The sequence below is a fragment of the Campylobacter sp. CFSAN093246 genome (assembly GCF_012889415.1).
Lineage (GTDB): Bacteria > Campylobacterota > Campylobacteria > Campylobacterales > Campylobacteraceae > Campylobacter_D > Campylobacter_D jejuni.
This window is the reverse complement of record NZ_CP040613.1, coordinates 1111804-1124168: the sequence shown is the minus strand read 5'-3', so window position 1 is coordinate 1124168 and position 12365 is coordinate 1111804. Positions and strand designations below refer to the sequence as shown.

Annotated in this window: 16 protein-coding genes; 10 read left to right on the top strand and 6 right to left on the bottom strand. The window is 30.0% G+C overall.

Features of this window, described 5'->3' with window-relative positions; translation table 11 throughout:
* Positions 1–5 precede the first annotated feature (5 nt).
* Entirely contained in the window at positions 6–308 is a 303-nt protein-coding gene (locus FBE87_RS05915) for a cytochrome c (protein WP_002852762.1), read from the bottom strand.
* 80 nt (positions 309–388) lie between these two features.
* Here FBE87_RS05915 and gmhB point away from each other — a divergent pair, with 80 nt between their 5' ends.
* From gmhB to gmhA, 4 genes are read left to right on the top strand one after another with little or no spacing between them, the layout of a single operon-like run.
* A complete protein-coding gene (gene gmhB / locus FBE87_RS05910) occupies positions 389–949 on the top strand; it encodes a D-glycero-alpha-D-manno-heptose-1,7-bisphosphate 7-phosphatase (protein WP_052854612.1) in 561 nt (186 codons plus the stop codon).
* Entirely contained in the window at positions 950–1903 is a 954-nt protein-coding gene (rfaD, locus tag FBE87_RS05905) for an ADP-glyceromanno-heptose 6-epimerase (protein ID WP_052854610.1), read from the top strand.
* The gene (gene rfaE1, locus FBE87_RS05900; RefSeq protein ID WP_002896702.1) at positions 1896–3281 is read left to right on the top strand and encodes a D-glycero-beta-D-manno-heptose-7-phosphate kinase; all 1386 of its coding nucleotides are present in this window, start codon (positions 1896–1898) and stop codon (positions 3279–3281) included. The genes rfaD and rfaE1 overlap by 8 nt, the downstream gene beginning before the upstream one ends.
* A complete protein-coding gene (gene gmhA, locus FBE87_RS05895) occupies positions 3278–3838 on the top strand; it encodes a D-sedoheptulose 7-phosphate isomerase (protein WP_023890815.1) in 561 nt (186 codons plus the stop codon). The genes rfaE1 and gmhA overlap by 4 nt, the downstream gene beginning before the upstream one ends.
* On the opposite strand, the gene waaF is transcribed toward gmhA, so the two are convergent.
* Positions 3819–4778, bottom strand: a complete 960-nt coding sequence (gene waaF / locus FBE87_RS05890) for a lipopolysaccharide heptosyltransferase II (RefSeq protein ID WP_002868600.1) — start codon at positions 4776–4778, stop codon at positions 3819–3821. The two genes, gmhA and waaF, sit on opposite strands and share 20 nt — an antisense overlap.
* 58 nt (positions 4779–4836) lie before the next feature.
* Between waaF and FBE87_RS05885 the strand changes: the two genes are divergently transcribed.
* The 5 genes from FBE87_RS05885 (at position 4837) to FBE87_RS05865 (ending at position 7886) form a co-directional block, all read left to right on the top strand.
* Complete coding sequence (locus tag FBE87_RS05885; protein ID WP_002868601.1) at positions 4837–5649, top strand: glycosyltransferase family 2 protein; 813 nt, start codon at positions 4837–4839, stop codon at positions 5647–5649.
* 635 nt (positions 5650–6284) lie between these two features.
* On the top strand, positions 6285–6914 hold the full coding sequence (locus FBE87_RS05880; RefSeq protein WP_052791646.1) for a LexA family transcriptional regulator: 630 nt from the start codon (positions 6285–6287) through the stop codon (positions 6912–6914).
* 80 nt (positions 6915–6994) lie between these two features.
* A complete protein-coding gene (locus FBE87_RS05875) occupies positions 6995–7315 on the top strand; it encodes a hypothetical protein (RefSeq protein ID WP_002865000.1) in 321 nt (106 codons plus the stop codon).
* Positions 7316–7324: 9 nt separating this feature from the next.
* A complete protein-coding gene (locus FBE87_RS05870) occupies positions 7325–7519 on the top strand; it encodes a hypothetical protein (RefSeq protein ID WP_002843339.1) in 195 nt (64 codons plus the stop codon).
* A gap of 79 nt (positions 7520–7598) precedes the next feature.
* The gene (locus FBE87_RS05865; RefSeq protein ID WP_002865289.1) at positions 7599–7886 is read left to right on the top strand and encodes a hypothetical protein; all 288 of its coding nucleotides are present in this window, start codon (positions 7599–7601) and stop codon (positions 7884–7886) included.
* Between the two features lie 27 nt (positions 7887–7913).
* Here the strand turns inward: FBE87_RS05865 and FBE87_RS05860 are convergent, their stop codons facing one another.
* The 3 genes from FBE87_RS05860 to FBE87_RS05850 form a co-directional block, all read right to left on the bottom strand.
* Positions 7914–8729, bottom strand: a complete 816-nt coding sequence (locus FBE87_RS05860; RefSeq protein ID WP_052777351.1) for a DNA adenine methylase — start codon at positions 8727–8729, stop codon at positions 7914–7916.
* 201 nt (positions 8730–8930) lie between these two features.
* The gene (locus FBE87_RS05855) at positions 8931–9419 is read right to left on the bottom strand and encodes a phage virion morphogenesis protein (protein WP_002865380.1); all 489 of its coding nucleotides are present in this window, start codon (positions 9417–9419) and stop codon (positions 8931–8933) included.
* A 3-nt stretch (positions 9420–9422) separates the two neighbouring features.
* A complete protein-coding gene (locus tag FBE87_RS05850; RefSeq protein ID WP_043012784.1) occupies positions 9423–11639 on the bottom strand; it encodes a phage tail tape measure protein in 2217 nt (738 codons plus the stop codon).
* Between the two features lie 41 nt (positions 11640–11680).
* Here FBE87_RS05850 and FBE87_RS05845 point away from each other — a divergent pair, with 41 nt between their 5' ends.
* A complete protein-coding gene (locus tag FBE87_RS05845) occupies positions 11681–11986 on the top strand; it encodes a hypothetical protein (RefSeq protein WP_002865378.1) in 306 nt (101 codons plus the stop codon).
* A gap of 111 nt (positions 11987–12097) precedes the next feature.
* Here the strand turns inward: FBE87_RS05845 and FBE87_RS05840 are convergent, their stop codons facing one another.
* Entirely contained in the window at positions 12098–12337 is a 240-nt protein-coding gene (locus tag FBE87_RS05840) for a phage tail assembly protein (RefSeq protein ID WP_002873740.1), read from the bottom strand.
* Positions 12338–12365: the final 28 nt, after the last annotated feature.

Here is a 12365-nt window from a genome sequence, read left to right as displayed (position 1 = left end):
AGAAATTATTTTAAAGTTTCAATATGAGCTTCGATAGCTTTAAAATCTTCTTCAGTTAAACCTTTAAGGTTAAGTTTCATGATCGCACCTTGACCATAAGCATTTCTTTTACCTTCTGAATATTCTTTCATGTATTGAAGTCTTTCAGCAGAAGAAAGAGTTTTTAAAGCTGGAACTTTGTTTAAGTAAACTTTGTCAGCATTTGCACCATGGCATACTGCGCATTTTTTAAAAAGTGTAGCACCATCTGCAGCAAAAGCAGAAACACCAAGACATGCCAAAGCAGAAACTACTAATAATTTTTTCATTTGATTTCTCCTCAGTAAAAATTAGATTGCCAGATATTATATATCTTTATTTTTATAAAAATCTTAAGAAAATAAAGATAATGTTTATTTTCTTTTCAAAAAAGCTATATTATAATGTTTTTATGAAAACAAAAGCATTATTTTTAGATAGAGACGGTGTGATTAATATAGATAAAAAATATGTCTATAAAATAGAAGATTTTGAATTTTGTGATGGAATTTTTGAACTTTGTAGATATTTTTTAGCTAAAAAATATTTGCTTTTTATAGCGACAAATCAATCAGGCATTGCAAGAGGATATTATAAGGAAAGTGATTTTTTTAAGCTTTGTGATTATATGCTTAAAGAATTTACTAAACAAGGTATAAAAATTGATAAAATTTATCATTGTCCGCATTTAGAAGGTTGTGAATGTCGCAAACCTAAAGCAGGAATGCTTTTAAAAGCAAAAGATGAGTTTAATTTAGATATGAAAAATTCTATTTTTATCGGGGATAATCTAAGCGATATGCAAGCAGGGTTAAATGCTAATATTGGCACTTTGATTTTGGTAAATGAAGAAAAAAAAGAAGGCGATTTTTTTAGACAATTTAAAAATTTAAAAGAAATTTTGAGTTTTTTTAAAGAAAAGGACATTTAAATGAGAGTAGCAATCACAGGTGGTGCAGGATTTATAGGTTCGCAACTGGCTTTAAATTTGCAAGAAAAACATGAAATTTTAATCATTGATAAAATGCGTAGCAGTGCGACTTTTGAAAATGGAAATTTACAAAGTTTTGGACATTTTAAAAATTTACTTGAATTTGATGGAGAACTTTTTGCAGGCGATATTAACGATGAAAAAGTTTTAAAAAAGATTGAAGATTTTAAGCCAGAGATTATTTTTCATCAAGCAGCAATTTCAGACACTACGGTTTTTGATCAAACTAAGGTTTTGCAAACCAATTTAAATACTTTTAAAGATTTTATAGAACTTAGCATAGATCTTAATGCAAAGCTTATTTATGCAAGTTCAGCTTCGGTTTATGGTGATGCAAAAAGTCCACAAACTGTAGGTAAGGATGAAGAACCAAAAAATCCTTATGCTTTTTCAAAATTGATGATGGATAAGTTAGCGAAAAAATATTACGATAAAGCTCATTTGGTAGGACTTAGATATTTTAATGTTTATGGAAAAGGCGAATTTTATAAAGACAAAACCGCTTCTATGGTTTTACAATTTGGCCATCAAATTTTAGCAGGAAAAAATCCACGCTTGTTTGAAAGAAGTGAACAAATTTATAGAGATTTTACTTATATTAAAGATGTTATTAATGCCAATTTAATCGCCCTTGATTCAAAATGCGGGGTTTATAATGTAGGCAGTGGTAAAGCAAGAACCTTTCAAGATATAGTCGATATTTTGCAAAAAGAGTTAAAGACTGATTTGCCTTGTGAATATATCCCAAATCCTTATGTAAAATCTTATCAATTCCATACTGAAGCAAAACTAGATCAAACTTGGGATTATCAACCAAAATTTAGTCTTGAAGAGGGGATTAAAGATTATTTAGATGAGATAAAAAGACTTTTTGAAAAGGAAGTAAATGCTTGAGTTTTTAAGCCAGCAAAAACCTAAAATTTTGATTATAGGGGATTTTATGGTGGATAATTATACTTGGTGTGATTGTTCGCGTATCAGTCCTGAAGCCCCTGTTTTGGTAGCTAAAACTCTTAAGGAAGATAAAAGATTAGGCGGGGCTGCGAATGTTTATGCAAATTTAAAAAGTTTAGGGGCTGATGTTTTTGCGCTTGGTGTTGTGGGTGATGATGAGAGTGGGAAATTTTTACAAGAAAATTTAAAAGGAGAATTTTTGATCCAAAAAGGACGCAAAACCCCTTTTAAAAATCGCATTATGGCACACAATCAGCAGGTTTTAAGACTAGATGAAGAAGATACAAGTGAGATTTTGCTTGAAAATGAACTTATAGCTTTGTTTGATGAAAAGATTAAAGATTTTAAAGCTGTGGTTTTAAGCGATTATGCTAAGGGTATTTTAACGCCTAAGGTTTGCAAGGCTGTGATAAAAAAGGCTAAGGCTTTAAATATTCCTGTTTTAGTTGATCCTAAAGGCAGTGATTTTAGTAAATATAGCGGTGCAACCTTACTCACGCCTAATAAAAAAGAAGCTTTAGAAGCTTTGAAATTTGAAAATTTAGAGGGTGAAAATTTAGAAAAAGGGATTAAAAAATTAAAAGAAGATTTTTCTTTGCGTTATTCTATCATCACTCTTTCAGAAGTGGGGATTGCGCTTTTTGATGAGGGTTTAAAAATCGCACCTGCTAAAGCCTTAGAAGTTTATGATGTAACAGGAGCGGGTGATAGTGTGATTGCCGTTTTGGCTTTTTGTTTGGCAAATGGGATTGAAATTTTTAAAGCTTGTGAACTTGCCAATGAAGCTGCAGCCGTTGTGGTAAGTAAAATAGGTAGTGTGAGTGTGAGTTTTGATGAGATTAGAAGTTTTAAAAGTATGAGTTTTGAGAAAAAGATCAAAAATAAAGAAGAGCTTTTAACGCTTTTGAAACAAAATGATAAAAAGATTGTTTTTACAAATGGTTGTTTTGATATCGTGCATTTTGGACATATAAAATATCTTGAGAAAGCTAAAAGATTAGGCGATATTTTGATTGTAGGTTTGAACTCAGATGCGAGTGTGAAAAGACTCAAAGGCGAGAGTCGTCCTGTAAATTCAGAGTTTCAAAGAGCTTGTATGTTGGCAGCTTTTTATTTTGTAGATTTTGTAGTGATTTTTGATGAAAACACACCTTTAGAACTTATAAGCTTTTTAAAGCCTGATATTTTGGTTAAAGGAGCTGATTATAAAGATAAACTTGTTGTAGGTTCAAATTTGGTTTCAAGAGTTGAATTAATCGATTTTGAAGAAGGATTTAGTACGAGTAAGATTATAGAAAAGATTAAGGATAAAAAATGATAAATTTAGTAGAAAAAGAATGGCAAGAACATCAAAAAATCGTTCAAGAAAGTGAAATTTTAAAAGGACAAATCGCTAAAATAGGCGAGCTTTTATGTGAATGTCTTAAAAAAGGTGGTAAAATTTTAATTTGCGGAAATGGTGGAAGTGCAGCTGATGCACAGCATTTTGCAGCTGAACTTAGTGGGCGTTATAAAAAAGAACGCAAGGCTTTAGCAGGTATAGCACTTACAACCGATACTTCAGCGCTTAGTGCTATAGGAAATGACTATGGTTTTGAGTTTGTTTTTTCAAGACAAGTGGAGGCTTTAGGAAATGAAAATGATGTTTTAATCGGCATTTCAACCAGTGGAAAAAGTCCCAATGTTTTAGAAGCTTTTAAAAAAGCAAAAGAACTTAATATGCTTTGTTTAGGGCTTAGTGGAAAGGGCGGTGGAATGATGAATAAGCTTTGTGATCATAATCTTGTTGTGCCAAGCGATGATACGGCTAGAATTCAAGAAATGCACATTTTAATCATACACACGCTTTGTCAGATTATAGATGAGGGTTTTTAAGTAAATTTCTAGCTTCTTCTATAACCCTTTGAGGCTTTAAATCTTTCATGCATTTGTGGTGTTTTAAAGGGCAGATTTTTTGCATACAAGGCATACAAGCTAGATCTAAGTGTACTAATTTTGCGTTTTGATTTTGCCAAGGTGAAGTTTGAGTAAATTTCGTAGGGCCAAAAATAGCCACGGTTTTTACCTTATAAATCGCACTTAGGTGCATAGGACCACTGTCATTTGTTATGAAAAGATCACAAAAAGCAATATTTTGACAAAGGGTTTTGATGGTGGTTTTATTGCAAAGATTTTTTACTTTTATGTTTTGTTCTTTTAAAATTTGATAAATTTCATTACAAAGTTCTTGTTCGACTTTTCCTGCACCAAAGATTAAAATCTCATGACTTTGGCTGAAATTTAAAGCTACTTTAGCAAAATAACTCGCATCCCATCTTTTTGCACTTCCAAAGCTTGCGCCAGGGTTGAGTCCTAGAATTTTTTTGCCATTTTTTAAGACAAGAGGGTTTTGAAATTTTAGCTTAAAGGGAAGCTTTAAGTCTTTAAAATGAGCTTTTATACTAAGTGAGTTTTCTATAAAATAAAGGTATTTTAAAACTTGATGTTCTTCTTTGTGCTTGTTTTTGTCAAAAAAATATCTTTGTTTTGTTTTAAGAATATGTAAGATAATCTTAGAAGAAAACGCAGATCTAAAAGCAAAGCTAAAATCGATCTTACCAAGTTCTTTGCGTAAAGATAGAGCTTGTTTATAACGGGATAGTTTATTTTCTATGATGATTTTAGAATTAGGAAATTCTTTAAAAAGTGCTGTGGAAACCAAAGATCCATAAAGGATAAATTGAGCATTTTTAAAATGTTCTTTTATAGCGTATAAAGCAAGTGAAGCCATCACTGCATCGCCTAGCCAAGTGGGAAGATGTATAAAAATTTTCATAAATTTCCTAAACTTTGATAGAATTGTTTTTATTATTTTAACAAAATTTAGGAAAAATATGCCACAACTTTCGATCATAATCCCGCTTTTTAATTCTTGTGATTTTATTTCAAGGGCTTTGCAAAGTTGTATAAATCAGACTTTAAAAGATGTTGAAATTTTGATTATTGATGATAAAAGTAAAGATAATAGTTTAAATATAGTTTTAGAATTTGCTAAAAAAGATCCAAGAATAAAAATCTTTCAAAATGAGGAAAATTTAGGCACTTTTGCAAGTAGAAATATAGGAGTTTTACATTCTAGTTCTGATTTTATAATGTTTTTAGATAGTGATGATTTTTTAACACTTGATGCTTGTGAAATAGCGTTTAAAGAGATGAAAAAAGGTTTTGATTTACTTTGTTTTGATGCCTTTGTGCATAGGGTAAAAACCAAACAATTTTATCGTTTTAAACAAGATGAAGTTTTGAATCAAAAGGAATTTTTAGAATTCTTAAGCAAGCAAAGGCATTTTTGCTGGTCGGTTTGGGCGAAGTGCTTTAAAAAAGATATCATCTTAAAAAGTTTTGAAAAAATTAAAATAGATGAGCGTTTGAGTTACGGCGAAGATGTGCTTTTTTGTTATATTTATTTTATGTTTTGTGAGAAAATAGCCGTTTTTAAAATTTGCATTTATCATTATGAATTTAATCCAAATGGAAGATATGAAAACAAAAATAAAGAAATTTTAAATCAAAATTATAGAGATAAAAAGAAAAGCAATGAACTTATAAAAAAGCTTTCTTTAGACTTTGAAAATGATACCTTTCATCAAAAATTATTTGAGGTTTTAAAGAGAGAGGAAGTAGGGGTGAAAAATAGATTAAAATAGATTAAAAATTTTTTTGATTTTAGTTCTAAAATATCTGTAAGGGGTATTTTAAAAAGAACATGTAACTATCCCTAAATAATTTTAGCAAAAATCCCAAATAATAGGATTTTAAAGCTTACAAAAATAACTTTTTATCTTTCCTAATCTAAAGCGTAAAATATCCCAAATATCCCAAAATGTCCGCTTTGTCCCAAAAAAGTGATTAAATGCTGTTTAAAAGATGGATAAACACGAGCTTTGATTTTAAATTTTATATCCCAAAAGTGTTTTTTACCCTCTAGGATAGTTACATTTTTACTTAAAGTATTTTTATATTTTCTTATTGATGTAACTATCCCCATAAAACACTATATAATCATAGTTTAACCACTTTTTATATAAAAATAGCATGTAACTATCTATGGCATTAAGCTTTGGAAGATAGTTACATAGAAAACTTAAAAAGTAATGAAGCAATTTTTTATGAAATCTTGTTAAAAAAATAGCTTAGTAAGATGTTTTTAAATATCAATTTAGAGAGCTTGAAGTTAGATTTTTCAAGCTCTTATATTAAAAATCTTTCAAATCAAAAGTTTTTAATTGCTTTTTGAAATTTTATGTTTAAATTCTTTGAAGTTAAAATCAAAGGATTTAAAATGCAAATGCAAGAAGTGATTGAAAAGTTAAAGGATATACTTGCGAGTGAAGGCAAAAGAGATTTAAAAACAAAAGATATAGCTAAAGAATTAGGTATCCACCCAGATACTTTTAATTCTATGAAATTTAGAAACTCCATTCCATATCCACAAATCCTAAACTTTTTAAATGAGAGGAATATAAGCATTAATTATTTCTTCTATGGAAGTTCCCCAAAAGATCAATTAGAATGTGAGAATAAATATAAAATTTTAAAGCTTTATAAAACAAATGCGAGTTTGGGTGGTGGCGGAATAAATGATTTAATAGATTGCTCTGAGCTTATTATGGATGAAAAACTATTAAACTTTTTTGGTAGTAAAGAATGTGAGTTTATCACTTGCTATGGAGAAAGCATGGAGCCACTTATAAAAGATGGAAGTATTTGTGTAATAGATAGAAATAAAACTTTTAAGAATAAAAGCATTTGTGTGATTAATACTAGAGATGGACTTTTTATAAAACAAGTTTTAAAACAAGATGATGGAGTGATTTTACACTCTTTAAATCCTTTATATGAAGATATATTTTATAAAAATGGAGATTTTTTGCTAATTGGTGTGGTAATTGGAGAACTTTCAAGACTATGACAGCACACAATAAGCTAAGCCAAGCTAATCTCACAGAGAGTGTAAAACACAAGGTTGTTCTATCAAAAAAGGAGATAAACATGAAAGATATCAAAAATTACACCGATAAAGAATTAAAAGAAAAAATCATACAAGATTTAGAGAGTGAATTTAGGATTTTGTACAAAAAGCTTTTAAAAGAAAAAGATTATCTTGCTAGAGATAATATATTAGAGCTTATGACTATTTATAATATGGGCATAAACTCTTATTCAATCGCTAAAAGATTTGAGATGAATGAAGATAAAAGTCTTATACAAGTTCCTTTGTTTGAAAGATATATTATAGGTAGAAAATTTGTAGTTAAATATAATGATGAAAAACAAAGATACGAATTAAAAAGTACCTTTTGTGAATTTTAAGGAGAAAAGATGAAATATCCTAATGTTTATGTGAAATTAGTTGGCGAAGATGGCAATGCTTTTAGTATTCTAGCAAGAGTAAGCAAGGCTTTAAAAAAAGCAGGTGTAAGCAAAGAAGAAATAAGTAAATTTCAAAAAGAAGCCATGAGTAGTGATTATAATCATTTATTAAATGTGGTGCAAGATTGGGTTAATACAAATTGATTTCAAAAAGATGTCAAACAACAGCACACATTCAGCCAAGCGAAGCTAATCTTGTCTTATCAAAACAAAAGGAGATAAGATGAGTAAAGTAATAGTAGATATCAAAAAAGGTTTTAGCAAGACTTTTATAAACGCAATTTGCAACCATAACAATGAACTTGTTTTAGAATATCTTAAAAATGGTATGAGTGCAACTAAAGAATGCATGGGCGAAGAACCTATGTTTTATGCAATAACTCATAATAATTTTGGAGCGATTTTACTTTTATTAAAATACGGTGCTATTTTAGATAAAGAGTATCTAGAAGAAAGCAATAAAGATTTTAGCAAAGAAGCTCTAAAGTTTTTAAGCTCTTTACTAAAATAAAAGAGAGTATTTTTACTCTCTTAGCTTTTAAAAATTCATAATCAAAAGCTCTTTACTTTCTTTTCTTTTTAAAACATTATTATTTAAAGAATACCTTACTTTTAATTCCTTAATATTAAAATCTTTATAAAGCTCTCTTATAAGCTCACAATCATTATAAGAAAGCATAAATTTACCCTTGATATTTTTAAGCAAATTACATAAAAGTTCATGTTCTTTTAGCCCAAAACCTCCTGTGTTTTTATAATAATTCTCAGTCCCTACATAAGGTGGATCTAAATAAAATAAAGCTTCATTGTAATCATATTCTTTTAAAATATATTCAAAGCTTTTATTTTCAATACTGGCATTTTTAAGTCTTTTTGTATGTAAGCTAAAATCCCTACATAATCTCTTTGGTGCTCTTTGTTTACTCATAGCAAATTGTCCCATACTTGATCCAAAAGAAGTACTGATAAGATAAAAATAAAAAGCAGCCCTTTCTAAGTCATTTCTTGGCTTAATTTCTTTATTTTTAAGCATATGAAAGATTTTTCTACTTATTATCATAGAATTAAGCACATTTGCTAGGCTTTGGGGTTTGTTTCTTATACAAAGATGTAAATTAATAAGCTCGTCGTTAATGTCGTTAATGACTTCTATTTTTGAAGCGCTTTTTTGATAAAAAACACTTAAAGCTCCTCCAAAAACTTCAATATAGCTTTTATGCTCAGGCATTAAAGCGATGATTTCTTTAGCTAAATAGTTTTTACCACCCACCCAAGCAAACGGAGCTTTTAGTGTAGTTCTTGTAGGTTTAGTAAGTGCACTAGTTTTTAGAAATTTGTCTGTATTATTTTTCATACAAACTCCTTTCAAAATAAAATTTAAAAAGCTAGTCTTTAAAAATAAAGCTATAATGCTTTTGCTAGTTTTTAGAAAAAGGAAGGCTTTAGTCTTCCTTGCCATTCTTGCTAACACTTTTTGAAAAATTGCGATTTTCCAAAAAGTCGCATCACTAAAGGCCACGCCCGACCATTCCTTGCTATGCAATGCCCCATATTGTCACTTCTTAACAATTTTTTCAATAAAATCCTTAGTATCTTTATAAATCACACTTCTTATACTTGGGTGCAAGACTTTGTTATTATCTATGGGTAAAAAAGCTCTTTGAGGAATTTTTCTTTTTCTGTTTCCCCATTGATGAACATAACCATATTTAAAGCCATTTTCAGTCTGTATATTATTAAAGACTTTTACGCCACTTTTAGTAGGTTCGCTTTGCCAATTTAAAGCATTGCTTAATTCTCCATCTCTTTTTAAAATTCCTTTATTCTTACCATCTTTTATCTTTTGTTTTATGGTAGCTGGTTTTAAGCTTTTCCATTTTCCATTAAAAATACTGCGTTCGTTTTTAAAAGAGTCTATAATGCTATTTCTTATACTCTCTCCAGCACCCGCCATAATGCTTTGCCCGTGTTTATCCATATCTATTAATTTATCACAAGCTTTAAAAAAGTTTTCAAGCCCTTTTATTTCTATATATTCACTCATATTTTATCCATAAATTGTAGTGTTAATTTTGTTTTGTTCTTGCTTTCTTAAAGCGTCGAATACACTTTTTTGTATAGCATTTGCAAATTCTTGCATATTAAAATTGCCATCTTTAGTCGCTATGTTAAAAGTGCCATTAACACTTATATTGATATTGCCATTATTAAAGCTTGGAGTATGATTTATACTTTTTGTCTTAGCTAATTCATCTTTATAAGTGTTTGTAGTAAAGACTTTTTCTTTGTTTTGTTCACTTTGGCTTATCTTAACTTCTTCATCATCTCCAAGCCCTACAAAATCAAGAGCATCTTTTATAAAGCCACTTATAGATGAGATCATATCTCCTACCCAAGAAAGCTTAGAAGCAAACCAATCAAATAAAGAACCAAAAATACTATAAAAGAAATCGCCAACATCTTGCCAAATAGAATTTAAAAACTCAGCTAATGGAGAAGCAACACTCATAATAATATCTTTAAAACTTGTAAATACAAGGGCACATTTATCAAATACTGCTTTAATGACATTGTATATAGGCTCCCAAACAGGTTTAAGCCATTCTATAAAAGATTTAAACCAAGACTTAACCTTATCCCAATTTGCAATAATAAGCCCAGCCACTATTGCAATGCCCCCTAAAATAAGACCAATGGGATTACTCATCATAGCCATGCTTAACACTCTAATACCAATAGCTACGGCTTTAAAAACTTTATTAAGCCCACCTAAAACAAAAGATAAGGCTTTAAGGGAGGTTGTGTAAATAGTAGTTGTGACGGTTTTTGCTTTTAAAGTAATATTAGATAATATACAAGAATTACGAAAAGCTAAAAGATGTATTCTTGTTTTAATCAAAGCACTTTTAAGTAAAATGGTGCAATCTTTAAGATAGTTTTTAGCAATAGCATAAGCCAAGACTGCAGGTTTGGCGAGCAAAAAAGTGGCTATAAGTCCTCCTAAAACCCCATTAAGACCAGGGACAAGTCCTGTAATATAAGTGATACTATTAACAAGATAAGAAATTCCAGCACTCACCCATGATATTGCAGGTAAAAAAACCGAACCTAAATTAACAGCTAAGGAATTAAAAGCATTTTTCATTAATATAATAGAATTTTCAGTGGTAGCAGCCCTTGTATCAAATTCCCTTTGTAAAGAGCCTTTTTTTGCTTCATCACCAGCATTTTTTAAAGCTTCTTTATAAGTGTCAAGCCCTCCAACAAGAGTTGCCATATCATCTGCAAATTCACGACCAAAAATATCAACTAAAACGCCCATTTGTTCTTTTTGGTCTAGTTTTGAAATTCTTTGTAAAAACATATCTAAAGCTTTTTGAGGATCATCAAAACTGGCTTGTTTTAAAAATGCTCCACTTATACCAAGCTTTGCAAAAGCAGATTCAGTTTTAGTTCCCATATTATCAGCTGTGGCTAAAACGCGGTAAAGACTATTAATAGCTGTTCCTGCTACTTCAGGTCCCTTACCTAAAGATATAAAAGAAGAGCTTAAAGCCGCAATTTGTTCTTTAGTAAATCCTATTTGCTTTCCAGCAGCTGCAGTTCTTTTCATAACATCAATAATCTCTCTAGCCTTAGATGCACTATTATCTGAAAGATTATTAATACTATCGCCTAAATCCTCCATGTCTTTTAAAGAAATGCCTAAAATATTTTTAATTTTCGCAACACTATCTCCCACATCTTCAGCGCTCATATCAAATGCCACTTTCATTTTAGTTACAAGATTTGTAAATTCTCTTACATCTTTTGAACCAAGTCCAATCTGTCCTCCAGCAGCAGCTATAGCTGCTAACTCATTGGCAGTAACAGGTAAAGTTTGAGACATCTTAAGGATATCAGCACTCATTTTTTTAATATCATCGCCTTCATCAAAATTCACAACCTTTCTCACATCAGCCATAGCAGATTCAAAGCTGATAGCTTCTCCTAAACCCTTACCAATAATTCCACCTCGAATAACATTACCTAAACTTAAAAACTCATCTTGCAAACCTTTTCTTTGAGCTTTTAATTCCGCTCTTAAATTGGCATTGAGTTTAAGAGTGTTTAATTCTTTTTGCAATCCACTAATGCCGAGTTTAGTTTTTGCTGCTATTTTTTCTAAATTGCTAAAATCTTTAACTACCTTGCCAACCGCACTTGCGTTTTTAATCGCTAGTCCTAAAATAACACCAATTCCAATACTTCCAGCATTTTCCATATTCAACCCTTTTTAAGCGATTGTATTTTAAAATCTTTACTATGAAAGTTTTAAAATTTATTAACGATGATATAATTTCACATATTGCCTTATTATTAACAACGCTCATACCTGCTTTTTACATAAGCTATCAAAGTGCAAGTGATGGTTTTTTTAATACAATGGCTATTTTTATTTTTTCTTATTTTGCAAGCATTATCATAACTGCTATTTTAGTGATGATTATGCCACCCATTGCTTTATTGCTTATTTTACCCACTTGGCTAATTGTAATAAGTTTAGATTTTATTCTTTTTGCTATTTTAAAAATTTATTTTTTGAAAAATAAAACAATCAAAAACTCTTAGCCTTTAAAAATTCTTTTGAAATTTCCAAAGCTTCTTCAAACTCATCTAAGCTTAAATCTAAAACTTCATTTAATCCCCAATGCAAAGTATGACTTATAAGAGCTATAGCCTCTAAGCTATAACTCCTGCTTCTACCAAAAAATCTTTAAGAGCGTCCTGTAAAGCTTTAAAATCTTTAAGATTCAAATCTTCAATTTCACTTTCTTGCTTATTGGTAAGTGCAGCTATCATACAAATAGTTTGCTCCATTTCTTTTTCACCTTTATTAGTGGCGTTTTTTAGCACACGCACATTTGGCTCTCTCATTTTTAATTCTTCGCCATTTTCAAGTTTGATTATTTTTTCTTTCATTTTTCTTTCCTTTTTATCCTTCTTTATG

What these genes read in the sequence shown, in the direction of transcription:
- FBE87_RS05915 (WP_002852762.1), bottom strand. Translation starts at nt 308, where the DNA reads ATGAAAAAATTATTAGTAGTTTCTGCTTTGGCATGTCTTGGTGTTTCT.
- gmhB (WP_052854612.1), top strand. Translation starts at nt 389, where the DNA reads ATGTTTATTTTCTTTTCAAAAAAGCTATATTATAATGTTTTTATGAAA.
- rfaD (WP_052854610.1), top strand. Translation starts at nt 950, where the DNA reads ATGAGAGTAGCAATCACAGGTGGTGCAGGATTTATAGGTTCGCAACTG.
- rfaE1 (WP_002896702.1), top strand. Translation starts at nt 1,896, where the DNA reads ATGCTTGAGTTTTTAAGCCAGCAAAAACCTAAAATTTTGATTATAGGG.
- gmhA (WP_023890815.1), top strand. Translation starts at nt 3,278, where the DNA reads ATGATAAATTTAGTAGAAAAAGAATGGCAAGAACATCAAAAAATCGTT.
- waaF (WP_002868600.1), bottom strand. Translation starts at nt 4,778, where the DNA reads ATGAAAATTTTTATACATCTTCCCACTTGGCTAGGCGATGCAGTGATG.
- FBE87_RS05885 (WP_002868601.1), top strand. Translation starts at nt 4,837, where the DNA reads ATGCCACAACTTTCGATCATAATCCCGCTTTTTAATTCTTGTGATTTT.
- FBE87_RS05880 (WP_052791646.1), top strand. Translation starts at nt 6,285, where the DNA reads ATGCAAATGCAAGAAGTGATTGAAAAGTTAAAGGATATACTTGCGAGT.
- FBE87_RS05875 (WP_002865000.1), top strand. Translation starts at nt 6,995, where the DNA reads ATGAAAGATATCAAAAATTACACCGATAAAGAATTAAAAGAAAAAATC.
- FBE87_RS05870 (WP_002843339.1), top strand. Translation starts at nt 7,325, where the DNA reads ATGAAATATCCTAATGTTTATGTGAAATTAGTTGGCGAAGATGGCAAT.
- FBE87_RS05865 (WP_002865289.1), top strand. Translation starts at nt 7,599, where the DNA reads ATGAGTAAAGTAATAGTAGATATCAAAAAAGGTTTTAGCAAGACTTTT.
- FBE87_RS05860 (WP_052777351.1), bottom strand. Translation starts at nt 8,729, where the DNA reads ATGAAAAATAATACAGACAAATTTCTAAAAACTAGTGCACTTACTAAA.
- FBE87_RS05855 (WP_002865380.1), bottom strand. Translation starts at nt 9,419, where the DNA reads ATGAGTGAATATATAGAAATAAAAGGGCTTGAAAACTTTTTTAAAGCT.
- FBE87_RS05850 (WP_043012784.1), bottom strand. Translation starts at nt 11,639, where the DNA reads ATGGAAAATGCTGGAAGTATTGGAATTGGTGTTATTTTAGGACTAGCG.
- FBE87_RS05845 (WP_002865378.1), top strand. Translation starts at nt 11,681, where the DNA reads ATGAAAGTTTTAAAATTTATTAACGATGATATAATTTCACATATTGCC.
- FBE87_RS05840 (WP_002873740.1), bottom strand. Translation starts at nt 12,337, where the DNA reads ATGAAAGAAAAAATAATCAAACTTGAAAATGGCGAAGAATTAAAAATG.